General features: G+C 38.0%; 4 protein-coding genes. 2 read left to right on the forward strand and 2 right to left on the reverse strand.

What is annotated here, in order from left to right; all coding sequences use genetic code 11:
- The first annotated feature begins 320 nt into the window (after nucleotides 1-320).
- Nucleotides 321-12422: a sialic acid-binding adhesin gene (locus FOC48_RS08595; protein WP_172497932.1), complete on the forward strand. Its 12102-nt coding sequence runs from the start codon at nucleotides 321-323 to the stop codon at nucleotides 12420-12422.
- Between the two features lie 307 nt (nucleotides 12423-12729).
- Nucleotides 12730-13194: an IS200/IS605 family transposase gene (gene tnpA, locus FOC48_RS08600; RefSeq protein ID WP_172497934.1), complete on the forward strand. Its 465-nt coding sequence runs from the start codon at nucleotides 12730-12732 to the stop codon at nucleotides 13192-13194.
- A gap of 145 nt (nucleotides 13195-13339) precedes the next feature.
- Here the strand turns inward: tnpA and FOC48_RS08605 are convergent, their stop codons facing one another.
- Nucleotides 13340-17806 carry a YhgE/Pip domain-containing protein gene (locus tag FOC48_RS08605; protein ID WP_172497936.1) on the reverse strand — a complete coding sequence of 1489 codons (4467 nt, stop codon included), beginning with the start codon at nucleotides 17804-17806 and terminating at the stop codon, nucleotides 13340-13342.
- A gap of 467 nt (nucleotides 17807-18273) precedes the next feature.
- Nucleotides 18274-18828, reverse strand: a complete 555-nt coding sequence (locus tag FOC48_RS08610; RefSeq protein WP_003147478.1) for a flavodoxin family protein — start codon at nucleotides 18826-18828, stop codon at nucleotides 18274-18276.
- Nucleotides 18829-18846 lie beyond the last annotated feature (18 nt).

The raw sequence follows: 18846 nt of genomic DNA on the forward strand, positions 1-18846 counted from the left end.
AAGGATATTTTTCAAAGGTGATGAAAACTAATTTTTGTCATTATTTTTAAGTATTTTTGATAAAGTATATAAAGTGATAATGTTAATGATAATTTAGTTTGTTTATATCGGAAAATATATTTTGTAATTTAATATATATTGTACTATTTATGAGTGCCTATAATTTGAAAAAAGTTTTGGAACTTGATAAGATATTAGTTATAAAATAATGATTATAAAATAGGATAGTAATGCATATTTTTCTATGTTTTATTATTCACTAGAATAAAGAAAAAAGTTAGTTAAGTCGAAGCGATAAATTTTTAAGGAGGGATGCATCGGTGATAGGAAAAAATAATCAATATTTAAAGAAAACAAAAGAAGGAACGAAAGTAGAAACTTACTCGATCAAAAAATTCAAAATAGGTACTGCATCAGTAGTAATAGGTGCAAGTATCTTTTTTGGTGCTGGAGCAGTGGCACAAGCTAGTGAAGAAGTTTCAAAAAACACAACAACAGATAATTCAAAAAATGAAGGTGCGACATTAGGTGTCTCGATCTCTGAAAAAGTAGTTGGTAATTCAGTTGCCAAGGAAACAACAAAAGAGGAAGTAGCGGCAGGTGTAGCAGCAAAATTAGGAATAAAGGAAACTGAAAAAGTAGCTGAAAAAGATCTTGTAAAAACATTAGATAAAACACAACTATCAAGCTTTATTAGTGAAATCGAAGGAAAGATTTCAAGTGGGGCTTATGTGAACAAAACAGAAGAAAGTGTAGCTAATTTAGTAGCTGACTTAAATACAGCAAAAGTAACTTTAGAAAGTGCAAAAACACAAGAAGAACTAACTAAAACATATCAAAAGCTAGTGGTTTCTGTTAACTCGAAACTAAGAAATAAAACAGTTGAGAAAAAAGAAACTCCAGTAGTTGAATCTACAACTTCAAAAGAAACTGCAGGTAATAAAGAAGAAAACACGGAGAAAAAAGTTGAGAATAACTCAGCTGAAAATACGGAGAAAAAAGTTGAGAATAACTCAATTGAAAACACAGGAGCAAAAGATCCTGGTAATGGAAAAGAAATAGCGAAGAATACTGCATTCCGTGCAGCTGTTAACCAAGATCCAAAGGTAGATTTCACATTCTCGATTCCAGATGAGAAGAAAATCTATATCTATAACGAAGAGCACTTTTCATTGGAGATTCCAGTTTATTCTGAAACAGGAAAGATCCGTTATGCAACGATTAAGAAAGGATCAAGACAAAGATTCCCTAATGTTGCAGGTACGGATAATGACTTAGATGTTGAATTTGGATTTACAGCTACGGTAATAAATCGTGATGAAACAGCTGGTGTTACATCAAATGCGAGTCAAGCAAATCCTGCAAAAATCGTCATTACTGGTCGTCCAAATGACATACTAAAAAATATGCCGCAGTATACAAAACAAGAAAATCAAACATTAAACGTTGGTACTCGTTATGTACAGGTAGTTGATGATCAAGGAAGAGAGAATCTTAAAAAAGGTATGGATATAACAGATCCAGGATATTTCTACTTAGTATTAAAATCACAAGCGAAAAAGTATGCATTAAGATCTCGGGGTACTGATGAGAAAATTTCTGTAAGTAGTTTAACTAACCCAACAGCGGAAGATTTAAAGAAAATCAAAGATAGTATTCAATTAGAATATTCAACAACAAACGAAGATGCAAGGTTTGCAGATAAACGTGGAACTTTAGTAGAACATCCTGAGGATGTTATTCAATCGGTTAATATCGTTGGAAATAATATTGTTGTTACATTTACAGACGGTTCTACGAAGACAAAACCGGTAAGTGAAATTGTACAAAAGAATGTTCCTCCGGTCGTTAATCTGCCCTATTCAAACGAAGCGAACAGAAATATTTATATATATTCTGGAGAAGAGACAGATCTAACATTTACTGCAACGGATGAATCTAAGATTAAGGATCTAAAACTTCGTGGTCCTGGTGATATTAACTACAATAATGCAACTAGTTTTGGGTTAGCAGTAGGGAATATTGTTGATAGTGCAGTAACTAGTGGACAAGGTTCTGTGTCTGAAGATAAGAAAACAGCAACAATTAAAATGACTGGAACTACTAACTTAGGAGATGGTAAAAAGTGGACAAGTGTTATCGTTGCAAAAGATGACAACAATGGGGAAAGTGCACCTTTCAACGGAAGAATTAATGCAACTACTAATCCTGCAGAACGTCAAAAAATAGCGGGATATGTTGAATTCGTAGTGAAAAATCAAACTAAAAAATATGATATTAAAGCACCAGAAGGTACGGTAAGTGTAATAGATCCTGCGAATGTAACTGCAGAAGAATTTGAAAAAATTAAAGAAAAAGTAAAAATTGAATACTCTCAAACTAATGATGATGCAAATCTTACAAGTAAGAGAGGGCAAGCTGTAGACAATCAAGCGACAAGAATTTCTACAATTACAAAAGATGCTAGTGGAAATCTTGTTGTGACATATAAAGATGGTTCAACTGATACAAAACCTTTATCAGAATATGTAAGTTTAAATAAACAACCTGCAATTGATGCAATTAATACAGCTGCAAACAATAAAATTGCGGAAATTAATTCAAATACAAACGCAACTGCAGAAGAAAAAGCAGAAGCAATCGAAAAAGTTAATGCTGATAAGACAAAAGCTTTAACAGCAATTAATGATAACTCGGTAACGACAAAAGCTGCATTAGATAATGCAAAAACATCAGGAACAACTGCGATTAGCAATGATAACCCGGTAGTAACTAAGAAAGATACGGCAAAAGCAGCTATTGATACGGCTTTAAGAGAGAAAGAAGCTGCAATCGATGCGAATAATACTCTGACAACAGAAGAGAAGAATGCAGCCAAAGCAGATGCGCAGGCAAAAGCGAATGCAGCAAAAACAGCAATTGATAATGCGACAACAAACGCAGCTGTAGACTCAGCGAAAACGGCGGGAACAACGAGTGTAGGGTCAGTAAACCCAACAGCTGTAGCGAAACCAGCGGCTAAGAAAGCAATAGATGACGCACTTAAAACGAAAGAAGCACAACTTGATGGAAGAAATGATTTAACAACAGAAGAGAAGAATGCAGCCAAAGCAGATGCGCAAGCAAGAGCAACGGCAGCCAAAGCAGCTATCGACAATGCTACAACAGATGCAACTGTAGATAGTGCTAAAACAACAGGTGTTGCTGATGTTGAAAGTGTCAATCCACAAGCAAGTCAAAAGAAAAGTGATGCGAAAAATGCAGTTGATGAAGCGTTAAAAGTAAAAGAAGCAGCTATAGATGCGAATAACGACTTAACAGCGGAAGAAAAAGCAAAAGCTAAGGAAGATGCAAAAGCGAAAGCCGATGCAGCGAAGACTGCGATTGATAATGCGACAACAAACGCAGCTGTAGAACAAGCTAAGGCTGATGGAGCAACAAGTGTAGATTCAGTAAACCCAACGGCACAAGCGAAGCCAGCAGCTAAAAAAGCGATAGACGATGCACTTAAAGCTAAAAATGACGCGATTGATGCGAATAACGACTTAACTGATGAAGAAAAGACTGCGGCGAAAGCAGATGCAAAAGCGAAAGCCGATGCAGCGAAGACTGCGATTGATAATGCGACAACAAACGCAGCTGTAGAACAAGCTAAGGCTGATGGAGCAACATCAGTAGATTCAGTAAATCCAACGCCAGTAACGAAACCAGCAGCTAAAAAAGCGATAGATGATGCACTTAAAGCTAAAAATGACGCGATCGATGCGAACAACGACTTAACAGCGGAAGAGAAAGCAAAAGCTAAGGAAGATGCAAAAGTAAAAGCTGATGTAGCGAAAACAGCAATCGACAACGCTACGACAAACGATGCAGTTACTCAAGCTAAAAACGATGGAGCAACAAGTGTAGATTCAGTAAACCCAACGGCACAAGCGAAGCCAGCAGCTAAAAAAGCAATAGATGATGCATTAAAAGCTAAAAACGACGCGATTGACGCGAACAACGACTTAACTGATGAAGAAAAGACTGCGGCGAAAGCAGATGCAAAAGCAAAAGCTGATGCAGCGAAAACAGCAATCGACAACGCTACGACAAACGATGCAGTTACTCAAGCTAAAAACGATGGAGCGACATCAGTAGATTCAGTAAATCCAACGCCAGTAGCAAAACCAGCGGCTAAAAAAGCAATAGATGATGCATTAAAAGCTAAAAACGACGCGATTGACGCGAACAACGACTTAACTGATGAAGAAAAGACTGCGGCGAAAGCAGATGCGAAAGCGAAAGCCGATGCAGCGAAGACTGCGATTGATAATGCGACAACAAACGCAGCAGTAGAACAAGCTAAGGCTGATGGAGCAACATCAGTAGATTCAGTAAACCCAACGGCACAAGCGAAGCCAGCAGCTAAAAAAGCGATAGATGATGCACTTAAAGCTAAAAATGACGCGATCGATGCGAACAACGACTTAACAGCGGAAGAGAAAGCAAAAGCTAAGGAAGATGCAAAAGCAAAAGCTGATGTAGCGAAAACAGCAATCGACAACGCTACGACAAACGATGCAGTTACTCAAGCTAAAAACGATGGAGCAACAAGTGTAGATTCAGTAAACCCAACGGCACAAGCGAAGCCAGCAGCTAAAAAAGCAATAGATGATGCATTAAAAGCTAAAAACGACGCGATTGACGCGAACAACGACTTAACTGATGAAGAAAAGACTGCGGCGAAAGCAGATGCAAAAGCGAAAGCCGATGCAGCGAAGACTGCGATTGATAATGCGACAACAAACGCAGCTGTAGAACAAGCTAAGGCTGATGGAGCAACATCAGTAGATTCAGTAAACCCAACGGCACAAGCGAAGCCAGCAGCTAAAAAAGCGATAGATGATGCACTTAAAGCTAAAAATGACGCGATTGATGCGAATAACAACTTAACAGCGGAAGAAAAAGCAAAAGCTAAGGAAGATGCAAAAGCAAAAGCTGATGCAGCGAAGACTGCGATTGATAATGCGACAACAAACGCAGCTGTAGAACAAGCTAAGGCTGATGGAGCAACAAGTGTAGATTCAGTAAACCCAACGGCACAAGCGAAGCCAGCAGCTAAAAAAGCGATAGATGATGCACTTAAAGCTAAAAATGACGCGATTGATGCGAATAACAACTTAACAGCGGAAGAAAAAGCAAAAGCTAAGGAAGATGCAAAAGCAAAAGCTGATGCAGCGAAGACTGCGATTGATAATGCGACAACAAACGCAGCTGTAGAACAAGCTAAGGCTGATGGAGCAACATCAGTAGATTCAGTAAACCCAACGGCACAAGCGAAGCCAGCAGCTAAAAAAGCGATAGATGATGCACTTAAAGCTAAAAATGACGCGATTGATGCGAATAACAACTTAACAGCGGAAGAAAAAGCAAAAGCTAAGGAAGATGCAAAAGCAAAAGCTGATGCAGCGAAGACTGCGATTGATAATGCGACAACAAACGCAGCTGTAGAACAAGCTAAGGCTGATGGAGCAACAAGTGTAGATTCAGTAAACCCAACGGCACAAGCGAAGCCAGCAGCTAAAAAAGCAATAGATGATGCATTAAAAGCTAAAAACGACACGATTGACGCGAACAACGACTTAACTGATGAAGAAAAGACTGCGGCGAAAGCAGATGCAAAAGCGAAAGCCGATGCAGCGAAGACTGCGATTGATAATGCGACAACAAACGCAGCTGTAGAACAAGCTAAGGCTGATGGAGCAACAAGTGTAGATTCAGTAAATCCAACGCCAGTAGCGAAACCAGCAGCTAAAAAAGCGATAGAAGATGTACTTAAAGCTAAAAATGACGCGATCGATGCGAACAACGACTTGACTGATGAAGAAAAGACTGCGGCGAAAGCAGATGCAAAAGCAAAAGCTGATGCAGCAAAACAAGCGATCGATAACGCTACTACAAATGATGCAGTAACACAAGCTAAAAATGATGGAGCGACATCAGTAGATTCAGTAAATCCAACGCCAGTAGCAAAACCAGCGGCTAAAAAAGCAATAGATGATGCATTAAAAGCTAAAAACGACGCGATTGACGCGAACAACGACTTAACTGATGAAGAAAAGACTGCGGCGAAAGCAGATGCGAAAGCGAAAGCCGATGCAGCGAAACAAGCAATCGACAACGCGACAACAAACGATGCAGTAACTCAAGCTAAAACAGATGGAGCAACAAGTGTAGATTCAGTAAACCCAACGGCACAAGCGAAGCCAGCAGCTAAAAAAGCGATAGATGATGCACTTAAAGCTAAAAATGACGCGATTGATGCGAATAACAACTTAACAGCGGAAGAAAAAGCAAAAGCTAAGGAAGATGCAAAAGCAAAAGCTGATGCAGCGAAGACTGCGATTGATAATGCGACAACAAACGCAGCAGTAACTCAAGCTAAGACAAATGGAGCAACATCAGTAGATTCAGTAAATCCAACGCCAGTAGCGAAGCCAGCAGCTAAAAAAGCAATAGATGATGCATTAAAAGCTAAAAACGACGCGATTGACGCGAACAACGACTTAACAGCGGAAGAAAAAGCAAAAGCTAAGGAAGATGCAAAAGCAAAAGCTGATGCAGCGAAGACTGCGATTGATAATGCGACAACAAACGCAGCAGTAACTCAAGCTAAGACAAATGGAGCAACATCAGTAGATTCAGTAAATCCAACGCCAGTAGCGAAAACAGCGGCTAAGAAAGCAATAGATGATGCATTAAAAGCTAAAAACGACGCGATTGATGCGAATAACGACTTAACAGCGGAAGAAAAAGCTACAGCAAAACAAGAAGCACAAGCTAAGGCGACAGAAGCTAAGAACAACATCGATGCAGCAAGAACAAACGATGCAGTAACTCAAGCTAAGACAAATGGAACAACAGAAGTAAACAATGTAAATCCACAACCAGAAGCGAAGCCAGCGGCTAAAAAAGCGATAGACGATGCATTAAAAGCTAAAAACGACGCGATTGACGCGAACAACGACTTAACAGATGAAGAAAAAACTGCGGCGAAAGCAGATGCAAAAGCGAAAGCCGATGCAGCGAAACAAGCAATCGACAACGCAACAACAAATGATGCAGTAATTCAAGCTAAGACAAATGGAACAACAGAAGTAAACAATGTAAATCCACAGCCAGAAGCGAAACCAGCGGCTAAGAAAGCAGTAGAAGACGCACTAGCGGATAAGATTAAAGCAATTGATGCGAACAACGACTTGACTGATGAAGAAAAAACTGCAGCTAAAGAAGAAGCTAAAGCAAAAGCCGATGCAGCAAAACAAGCAATCGATAACGCAACAACAAACGCGGGAGTGGAACAAGCTAAGGCTAATGGAGCAACAGAAGTAAACAATGTAAATCCAACGCCAGAAGCGAAACCAGCGGCTAAGAAAGCAGTAGAAGATACATTAGCGGATAAGATCAAAGCAATTGATGAGAACAACGACTTGACTGATGAAGAAAAAACTGCGGCTAAGGAAGATGCAAAAGCGAAAGCCGATGCAGCAAAACAAGCAATCGATAACGCAACAACAAACGCGGGAGTGGAACAAGCTAAGGCTAATGGAGCAACAGAAGTAAACAATGTAAATCCAACGCCAGAAGCGAAACCAGCGGCTAAGAAAGCAGTAGAAGATGCATTAGCGGATAAGATCAAAGCAATTGATGAGAACAACGACTTAACAGATGAAGAGAAAGCTACAGCGAAACAAGAAGCACAAGCTAAGGCAACAGAAGCTAAGAATAACATCGACGCAGCGAGAACAAACGCAGAAGTAGAGACAGCTAAAACAAATGGAACAACAGAAGTAAACAATGTAAATCCAACGCCAGAAGCGAAACCAGCAGCTAAAAAAGCAATAGAAGACGCGTTAGCTGAGAAGATTAAAGCAATCGAAGCAAATAATGACTTGACTGACGAAGAAAAAACTGCAGCAAAACAAGAAGCACAAGCTAAGGCGACAGAAGTTAAGAACAACATTGATGCAGCAAGAACAAACGACGCAGTAACTCAAGCTAAGACAAATGGAACAACAGAAGTAAACAATGTAAATCCACAGCCAGAAGCGAAAACTGCGGCTAAGAAAGCAGTAGAAGACGCACTAGCGGATAAGATTAAAGCAATTGATGCGAATAAGGACTTAACTGATGAAGAAAAGACTGCGGTGAAAGCAGATGCGAAAGCAAAAGCTGATGCAGCAAAACAAGCAATCGATAACGCAACAACAAACGCTGGAGTGGAACAAGCTAAGGCTAATGGAACAACAGAAGTAAACAATGTAAATCCAACGCCAGAAGCGAAACCAGCGGCTAAGAAAGCAGTAGAAGATGCACTGAAAGCTAAGGAAGCAGCGATCGATGCGAATAACGACTTAACGGACGAAGAAAAAACTGTGGCTAAGGCAGAAGCTAAGAAGAAAGCCGATGCAGCAAAAGAAGCGATTGACAACGCGACAACAAACGCAGGAGTAGAACAAGCTAAGGCTAACGGAACAACAGAAGTAAAAGCTGTAGACCCACAACCGGTAGCGAAACCAGCGGCTAAGAAAGCGATAGAAGACGCATTAAAAGCTAAGAACGATGCGATTGATGCGAACAACGACTTAACAGACGAAGAAAAAACTGCGGCTAAAGAAGAAGCTAAAGCCAAAGCAGATGCAGCAAAACAAGCAGTTGATAAAGCGACAACAAATGCTGACGTTGAAAATGCAAAAACTACTGGGGTAGCAGATGTAAACTCATTGAATCCAGTAGCGGTTAAGAAACTAGAGGCTAAAAAAGCAATAGATGAGGCTCTTAAGGCAAAAGAAGCAGAAATTGATGCGAATAATGACTTGACAGCAGAAGAGAAACAAGCAGCTAAGGAAGAGGCTAAGAAAAAAGCAGATGCATCAAAAGAAGCGATTGACAATGCGACAACAAACGCAGAAGTAGACCAAGCTAAGGATAACGGAACAACAGAAGTGAAAGCTGTAAATCCACAACCAGTAGCCAAAACAGAAGCTAAGAAAGCGATCGACGATGCGCTTAAAGCTAAGAATGACGAGATCGGCGCACGTACAGACTTAACAGACGAAGAAAAAACTGCGGCTAAAGAAGAAGCTAAAGCCAAAGCAGATGCAGCAAAACAAGCAGTTGATAAAGCGACAACAAATGCTGACGTTGAAAATGCAAAAACTACTGGGGTAGCAGATGTAAACTCATTGAATCCAGTAGCGGTTAAGAAACCAGAGGCTAAAAAAGCAATAGATGAGGCTCTTAAGGCAAAAGAAGCAGAAATTGATGCGAATAATGACTTGACAGCAGAAGAGAAACAAGCAGCTAAGGAAGAGGCTAAGAAAAAAGCAGATGCAGCAAAAGAAGCAATTGACAATACGACAACAAACGCAGAAGTAGAGCAAGCTAAGACTGCAGGAACAACAAGTGTAGATTCAGTGAATCCAACGGCACAAGCAAAACCAGCAGCGAAACAAGCAATCGACGATGCTCTGAAAGCTAAGAACGATGAGATAGACGCACGTACAGACTTAACGGACGAAGAAAAAACTGCGGCTAAGGCAGAAGCTAAGAAGAAAGCCGATGCAGCAAAAGAAGCGATTGACAACGCGACAACAAACGCAGGAGTAGAACAAGCTAAGGATAACGGAACAACAGAAGTAAAAGCTGTAGACCCACAACCGGTAGCGAAAACAGAAGCTAAGAAGGCAATCGACGAAGCACTTAAAGCTAAGGAAGCAGCGATTGATGCGAACAATGACTTAACATATGAGGAAAAAGCAGCAGCTAAGCAAGAAGCGCAAGACAAGGCAGCTGCAGCGAAGACTGCGATCGACAATGCGACAACCAATGCAGCGGTAGAACAAGCTAAGGATAACGGAACAACAGAAGTGAAAGCTGTAGATCAACAATCAGTAGCGAAAACAGAAGCTAAGAAAGCAATCGATGATGCCCTAAGAGCTAAAAATGACGAGATCGATGCACGTACAGACTTAACGGACGAAGAAAAAACTGCGGCTAAGGCAGAAGCTAAGAAGAAAGCCGATGCAGCAAAAGAAGCGATTGACAACGCGACAACAAACGCAGAAGTAAACCAAGCTAAGACTAATGGAACATTAGACGTGACTTCAGTAAATCCACAACCAGTAGCGAAGCCAGAAGCTAAGAAAGCAATCGATGAAGTACTTAAAGCTAAGAATGATGAAATCGATGCACGTACAGACTTAACAGATGAAGAAAAAGTCAAAGCGAAAGCAGATGCGAAAGCCAAAGCCGATGCAGCGAAAGAGGCAATCGACAACGCGACAACAAATGCAGCGGTAGAACAAGCTAAGGCTAATGGAACAACAGAAGTAACTTCAGTAGATCCAGAAGCAGTAGCGAAGACAGAAGCTAAGAAAGCAATCGATGAAGCTCTTAAAGCTAAAAATGATGAAATCGATGCACGTACAGATTTAACAGAAGAAGAGAAAACTGCGGCTAAGGCAGATGCGAAAGCAAAAGCTGATGCAGCAAAAGCAGCAATCGATAAAACAACAACAAATGTAGAAGTCGATCAAGCTAAAACAACTGGAACAACAGAAGTAGCTGCAGTAAATCCAGAAGCGTTAGTAAAATCTGCTGCTAAGAAAGCTATAGATGATAAGTTAGCAGAACAACTTAAAGTTATAGCAAATACTCCGGACGCTACTGATGAAGAGAAAAAAGCAGTAGCTGACAAAGCTAAACAATTAGCAGAAGAAGCTAAGAAAGCTATTGATGCAGCTAAGACAAATGCAGATGTGAAAAAATTACAAGCTGACTCTGAAGCGGAAATTGAAAAAACGGTGCCGTTAGTAGAAGCTAAACCTAATGCAAGAAAAGCGATAGATGAAGAAGCGAAAGCTAAGAAAGCAGCTATTGATGCCAGAACAGATATTTCTGATAAAGTGAAAGAGCTTCTTAAGGCTGAAGTTGATGAAATTGTAACACAAGCTAAAAAAGCTATCGATGCAGCTTCAAGTGTTAATGAACTTAACAAGATAGAAGAAGCTAAGAAATCAGAAATCAAAGCTGTGGAAGAAGTTAGAGTTCCTGCAGAAAAAGTAATTGTAGCAGATCCAACTAAGTTAACGAATGAAGAAAAAGCTAAAGTATTAGCGGCTATTAGATCAGTAAATCCAGATGCAAAAGAAATAACACAAGATGAAAAAGGCAATGTTATAGTAGTGACTGCAAACGGTCATAAACAAGTTATTTCAGTTGCACAAGTAACAAAAACAGAAGCAGATCTTGTTAAAGAAAATGCTGGAAATGTAGTTAATACACCTGTAGCTAAGACGGCTGTAGCGGATGTAACAAAACTAACAGAAGCAGAGAAACAGGAAATCATAGCTAAAGTTAAGGCGGTAAATCCTGGAGCAACAGTAGCTATCGATGAAAAAGGTAATGTTATTGTAACTAATGGAGAAGGTTTAGTATTCGTACTTCCAGTTCTAGATTTAGTTATTCCAACGGATAAACTGACTGATATTACTGCGAATAGCAAGGTTAATACACCAGCAATAAGAACGTTAGTAGCGAATAAAGGAAGTTTAACATCAGAAGAAATAGCAAAAATTAAAGCAGCTATCAAAGAAATTAATCCTGGAGCGTTAGTTGTAGTAGATTCAAAAGGAAATGCCACTGTTACTACAAAAGATGGCAAGTCTACGACGATTTCTTCAGATGTACTAGTGAAAGATGCTGCAGATGTTAAGAATAATGGTGAAAATATTAATCTTGACTTTGATAAAGAGGTAGTTGCGGATATTAACAATCTAACTGAATCTGATAAAGAAAAAGGTAAGTTTAAGGTGTTAGGAGCTATAAGAGAAGCGGTAGAACTTGTCATTGATGAAAAAGGGAATGCTACTGTAATTCTTAAAGATGGTAGAATATTTACTATTCTAGCTAAAAATATCTTTGAACAACGTAAAGAAGTAACTGTAAACTTACCGGAAAAAGTTAAGGTAAAAGATGTTTCAAACCTTACAGAAATAGAAAAAGAAGCTGTTAAACAAGCTTTAATAACTACAAATCCAAATTTAAAAGATGCTAAAATTACTATTTCAAACACAGGAGAAGTGACAATTGTTTACCCTGATGGGCAAGTGGTAGTAATTTCAGCTGAAAACTTAGTAGTTGCTAAGAAAGTAACAAGTGTTATCGTTGAGGATAACGTAGGAACTTATACAAAAGAAGATAAGAAACCTATGGTAGATTATTCAAATGACAACACATCTAGATTCAATGCTAAAAAAGGTCAACGCCTAGCGAATACAGGAGAAGATGAGACTAATACTGGATTAGCAGGGCTAGGAATGGCGCTTTTAGGTGGATTACTTGTGGTAGCGAAACGTCGTAAGGAAAAAGAAGAATAAATATCTGAAAATCGATATCTAATAGTTTCGGTTATATACTAAATCCGGGGCATGGAAAAAATTCCAATCCCGGATTTTAATTTTATATGCCAAAAGACAAAGAGCAAAAAAATTCTAAGTAACAAATATTGATGTTACTTAGAATTTTTTATTAATGGCTTTAGCCAGTTGAGGAGGCAAAGTCTCCGAAACAAAAAACCACCCGCTATGCGGGTGCGAGATAAAAGTTAAACAATTGAAAAATCATCCTTTCTTGATAAAATAAGAGTAGTTCAAGCTCTAAAATAAAGAAAGGATGATTTTAATTATGGCAAACAAACATAATAGTTTATCGCATACAAAGTGGTTATGTAAATACCATATTGTATTTACCCCTAAGTATAGACGAAAAATAGAATTTAATCAATACAAACGAGATATAGTAGATATAATAAAAAGGTTATGTAAGTATAAAGGAGTGGAAATAATAGAAGGACATATAATGCCAGATCATATACATTTGCAGTTATCAATACCACCGAAATATAGTGTATCAAGTTTTATGGGGTATTTGAAAGGAAAAAGTTCACTCATAATATTTGATATGCATGCAAACTTGAAATATAAGTATGGGAATAGAAAATTTTGGGCAGAAGGATACTATGTAAGTACTGTAGGTTTGAATGAAAGTATAATAAGAAAATATATCAGAGAACAAGAAACTCATGACATTTCAATAGATAAATCGACAACAAAAGAATATACAAATCCATTTGGAAATAAGAAAAAGTAGATAAACCCGTTTAACGGGTAGCGGGCGTCAAAATACAATAGGGCTTAAACGAATGTGAAAGCCAGTGCCTTGAGGTGCGTGTTAGTAACAAAGGGTTATACCCGAAGAGAAAACCACCCCTTTTCAGGGGTGGTCATTATTTTTGTTATTTTGCTAAATTCACAACAGTTTTATTATTCTTGTTGTAAGAGATGTAAGTAAGAGTTAAGAATATTATTCCTAAAACAACTAAGATTAATATAGAGTTGTTGTAAATTCCATCAGTTAAACCACCAAGAACAGCGTGGCGAACTGCCATGTCACCGTAGTAAACAGGTGTGAACGGAATTAATCCACTGTATAGAGAAGGTAACATTTCTTTAGGGAAAAGTGGTGTAGTTAGAACGAATTGTAAAGCTACAAATCCGATACTAATAGCATTACCAACTTTTCCGAACGTGTATGATAAGAAGTGTGTTATTATCATAAACACGATACCTGAAAGTATTAATCCGAAGAAGTACATTCCGAAGTTTTGTATTCTAAAGTCGAATAATAATTTCATCGCTACAACTTCGATAAGTGTAGCTAATACTGCGAATGTAGACATTGATGCAAGTCTCGAAGTGAATAGACTATTTGTTGACTCTCCGTATTCTGCTTTACGAGCTGGGAATAGGATGTTAAATGCCGCAGCTGCAATTAGAAGTCCGAATACTAAGAAGAATGGAGCCATTGCGTTTCCGTAGCTAGTTTCTTCTGAGATGTCGCTAATATTAGTTTTGATTGGGTTAGACATCATGTCTACATTTTTGTCTCCAGTTTTAGCTGCTGATAGTTTATCAGCTCCGCTAGAAAGTTTATCTGCTAATAAACCAGACCCATCTTTAGCTTTATCTAATCCTGCGATTAACTCAGGAGCTTTAGCTTGCATGATTGTAAGAGCGCTGTAAAGTTTATCAGATCCAGCTTTTGCAGTGTTAAGTCCGTTAAGTAGTTCCGGAGCTTTAGCTTGCATAGCAGTAAGTCCGCCGTGAAGTTTGTTAGCTCCATCTTTAGCGCTATTAACTCCATTAATTAATTCTGGGGCTTTGGCTTGCATAGCAGCAAGTCCGTTAGAAAGTTTTTCAGAACCGTCTTTAGCAGTGTTAACTCCGCCTATTAATTCCGGAGCTTTAGCTTGCATTATTGTAAGAGCGCCAGAAAGTTTTTCAGAACCAACTTTAGCGTTGATAAGTCCGTTAAGTAGTTCCGGAGCTTTAGCTTGCATAGCAGCTAAACCGTTAGAAAGTTTTTCAGAACCATCTTTAGCAGTGTTAACCCCGTTGATTAATTCTGGAGCTTTAGCTTGCATAGCAGCTAAACCATTAGAAAGTTTTTCAGAACCCACTTTCGCAGCATTAACTCCATTGATTAATTCCGGAGCTTTAGCTTGCATAGCAGCTAAACCGTTAGAAAGTTTTTCAGACCCTTCTTTTGCAGCATTAACTCCATTGATTAATTCCGGAGCTTTAGCTTGCATAGCAGCTAAACCATTAGAAAGTTTTTCAGACCCTTCTTTAGCACTGTTAAGTCCGTTAAGTAGTTCTGGAGCTTTAGCTTGCATAGCAGCTAAACCATTAGAAAGTTTTTCAGACCCTTCTTTAGCACTGTTAAGTCCGTTAAGTAGTTCTGGAGCTTTAGCTTTCATATCTGTTAGTCCTTGATATAATTTTTTACCACCGTTATCAAGTTCTTTAATACCGATACTTAATTCTGGAAGTTTAGCTTGAAGTTTGTTAAGTCCTGCATTGATTCTTGCATTTCCGTTAACTAAAGCATCGATTCCACCAGCTAATTCTGGAAGTTTTTCATGCATTATGCTGATACCACCACCTAGTTTATCGAATCCGGCTTGTAGTTCAGATCCTTTAGCTGCAAGTGTTCCAACACCTTGTGCTAGCTCACCTGTAGTCATTGATGTAGTAAGAGCACTTACACCGTTAGTGTAATTTGTTACACCATCTTTAAGTTTTGGAGTAGCATTAGCAAGTTGGTTTAGACCGTTTGCTAAGTCCCCTGTTGTTAGAGAAGATACTGTAGCATCTACTCCACCTTTATATTGATTGAATCCTGCCATAAGGGTAGGAGTTTTTTCATTCATTATTGTTAGTCCAGCTTTTAATTGACCACTACCAGCAGAAAGTTTACCAACAGCGTCTTTGATGCTAGAAAAACCACTAATTGTTCCCTCAAGTTCAGAAGAAAGTGTATTTACATCGAATTTATCAAGTTGAGTTTGGATGTAGTTTAATCTTCCTACACGATATTTCATGCTTGAATATTTTGAGTTTGCGCTAGATACTGCTGAAGAAAGTTCAGCTTTAATCTGGCTATTGTTGTTACTGCTATTGTTTTGAACAGTAGTAGTTGGTTGAGCAGCAGGTGCTGGTGTAGCAGCAACATCGTTACGAGCGGCAGCAAGGATACTTGCTTTTTGCTCAGGTGTTAATTGCATTGATGATAATGTTTGCTCCAAGTTTGCAAAATTAGTGGCTGCAGGAGCTGGAGCAGGTGCTGCTGTAGTTGTAGTAGTCGTGGTAGATTGTGTTTCTATACGATCTACAAGAGCTTTTATAGATTCCAGTTGAGAACCTAATTCTGCAAAAGCACTGTTAAGTGGATTAAAATGTGTTCTATAAGTAAGTTTTAATCCTTTTAGTTTATCTAATGTAGAGTTTAGACTAGATTTCTTAGCTGCTAAATCACTACCACTAGGTAAGTTAGCGTTTAATGCGTTTAATCCTGTGTTTAGTTTATCAGCTCCATCGACAAGTTTTGGAGTATTTTCAGAAAGTTTAGCTACTCCATCACCTAATGCAGCTCCACCTGCAGTAAGTCTATTAAGATCATCTTTTTTAGCTGCAAGTCCAGAATTGATTTGTGAAATACCGTCTGATAATCTATCGATTCCATTGTTTAATGTAGCACTTCCGGCATTCAGTTTTTCTAAATCTTCTTTTTTAGCTAGTAATTTTTCATTAAGTGTAAGAACACCGTTAGTATATTTTAAAAGTCCAGCTTGGAATTCTTTACTTCCGTTATATAGAGAATTGAAACCAGAAGTAAGCATAATACTTTTAGCTTTAAATGTATCGAAACCGATAGTAAGTTTATTAGATCCTTCAGTAAGTTCATTTACACCGGAGATTAACGCGTCTTTTTTATCGTTTAATGAACTTAGTCCATCTGATAATCTTCCAGCTCCACTTTGTAATTGAGATACTCCATCACCAAGTTTAGCGCCACCTTCACTAAGACGAGAAAGTCCGTCAGTTAGGCGCTTAGAACCATCGGAAAGTTCGTTGACTCCATTGTTAAGTCTTTGCCCACCTTCACTAAGACGAGAAAGTCCGTCAGTTAGGCGTTTAGAGCCATCAGAAAGTTCATTAACTCCATTGTTAAGTCTTTGCCCACCTTCACTAAGACGAGAAAGTCCGTCAGTTAGACGTTTAGAGCCATCAGAAAGTTCGTTAACTCCGTTGTTAAGTCTTTGTCCACCTTCACTAAGGCGAGAAAGTCCATCAGTTAGACGTTTAGAACCATTAGAAAGTTCATTAATTCCATTGCCAAGTTTAGCTCCTCCATCGCTAAGGCGAGAAAGTCCGTCGGTTAGACGTTTAGAACCATTAGAAAGCTCGTTAATCCCGTTACCAAGTTTAGCACCACCATCGTTAAGACGAGTTAGTCCGTTAGATAGACGTTTAGAACCGTCAGCAAGTTCATTAATTCCGTTACCAAGTTTTATTCCACCATCGCTAAGACGATAAAGTCCAGCAGTCAGTCTCCATGATCCTTCAGATAGTTGGTTAATACCGCTGCTAAGTCTTATTCCACCATCGCTAAGACGAGTTAGTCCATTAGAAAGTCGACCAGAACCGTCAGCAAGTTGGTTAATACCACTGCTAAGTCTTTGCCCACCATCGCTAAGGCGACCAAGTCCATTTGAAAGTCGACCAGAACCATCGGCAAGTTGGTTGATACCACTACCAAGTTTTTGGCCACCTTCACTAAGACGACCAAGTCCGTTGTTCAGTGTATTTGAAGCATCGGCTGCTTTGTGAAGAGACTCTCCAATCTCAGAAAACTTACTGTATAAAGTAGCTGTATAAGTTTTTACAACTTGATCCTTAACTGTGTTTGTTAAGTTACTTGCTACAGTTTCCATAATTTTTTCACCATTTTTACTTTTTGTAAAATTGGTAGTAAAGTCGATGTTCATTTTTTCTGGGTTATCGTTTGATAAAGATGTAGCATTTTTAGAAAAGTTCTCTGGAATTGTAACTACCATGTAGTAGTCTCCTTCACGAAGTTCTTTATCAGCTGTATCTTTATCGACGAATTGCCAATTTACTTTTTTGTTTTCTTTTAGTTTATCGACCATTGAATTCCCGACTTCTAGAGTTTTTCCATTAAAATCTACTTTTTGGTCTAGATTAACAACCCCGACTTTCATGTTTCCAGTGTTGTCATATGGATTCCAAACGGATTTTAGGAAGGTTCCTGAATATAAAACAGGAACTAGAAGAACGGTAGCCATGGTAGCTTTTAAACCTTTGCTTTTTAAAAGGCTACTAAATTCTTTTTTTATCATAATTCCTCCTAAGAAATTTCGTCGGCGAAATTCCATTATATTGAATTTGGATGATATGAGTTCATATCACTTAAAATATTTTACAACCTTATAAACTAAAAGTCAAAATATTTTAAAGCAATAGTGAATTTATAATAATTAATATTGAAGTATATTATGTATAATGGGGATAGAAATTATAACTATTAAACAGGTGGTTCATCTGATAAAACCTTTTATTGTTGAGTTTATAGTGAATAATTTAATTATTATGTAACCTTATGAAAAAATATATATTAATTAAAATAATTTTGTTAATACATATTGTAAAAATCCTAATTAATGAAAAAATAAATTCACTAATAAAGAGAAAAATATTGGAGGATATTAAATTTAAAATGTGAAATTTATAGAAAAAATAGCTATAAATATTAAAAAAACAGCTATCTCTATTTGGTGGATAACTGTCTTTAAATTTAAATTACTGTTTATACTGTTGCGTGAGCTAGTTTATGCTCTAATAGATTACTAAAACAAATTTGTGCATCTTTTAAGTCTTTTGGATCTGGATGTTTTTTAGATTCTTTAACCATATCTACAAGATCTGGTGTAACCTTGTGAATGAAGTTAGGATCATGCCAAGTAAGAATTTTGAAAACTATCATAACCTTTGGATCAACTTTACCTTGACAAACAAATGTTTCGTGGATTCTATTGTTTCTTTCTTTCATAAATGCGATGTAATTATTAATAGAATCATCAGCGTGATAATGTTCACGAGGGACACCGCAAGTTAAGAATAGAGCGACATCTTTTCCGTGTATCTCTTGTTGATCTACAAAACGTTGCATATTTTTATTAGCATTTGTTTTATCTGTCCATGCTCCTAAAATATAAAAGTCGTATTCTTTCTCTAGTTTTTTTCGTTGTTTTTTTATGTCGAGTAGATCAACTTCCCCTTGATCTTTTATCTGTTCATAGATAGCCTCGGCTACTTTTTTAGTGTTTTTTGTTTTGCTAGAATAAGCAAGTAAAATTTTCATAATTTAGCCTCCTACTTA

Source organism: Gemella haemolysans, assembly GCF_012273215.1.
In the GTDB taxonomy this organism is placed as follows: Bacteria; Bacillota; Bacilli; order Staphylococcales; family Gemellaceae; genus Gemella; species Gemella haemolysans_A.

Excerpts from the sequence above, each read along its gene's own strand:
- FOC48_RS08605 (WP_172497936.1), bottom strand. The coding sequence starts at position 17,806 with ATGATAAAAAAAGAATTTAGTAGCCTTTTAAAAAGCAAAGGTTTAAAA.
- FOC48_RS08610 (WP_003147478.1), bottom strand. The coding sequence starts at position 18,828 with ATGAAAATTTTACTTGCTTATTCTAGCAAAACAAAAAACACTAAAAAA.
- tnpA (WP_172497934.1), top strand. The coding sequence starts at position 12,730 with ATGGCAAACAAACATAATAGTTTATCGCATACAAAGTGGTTATGTAAA.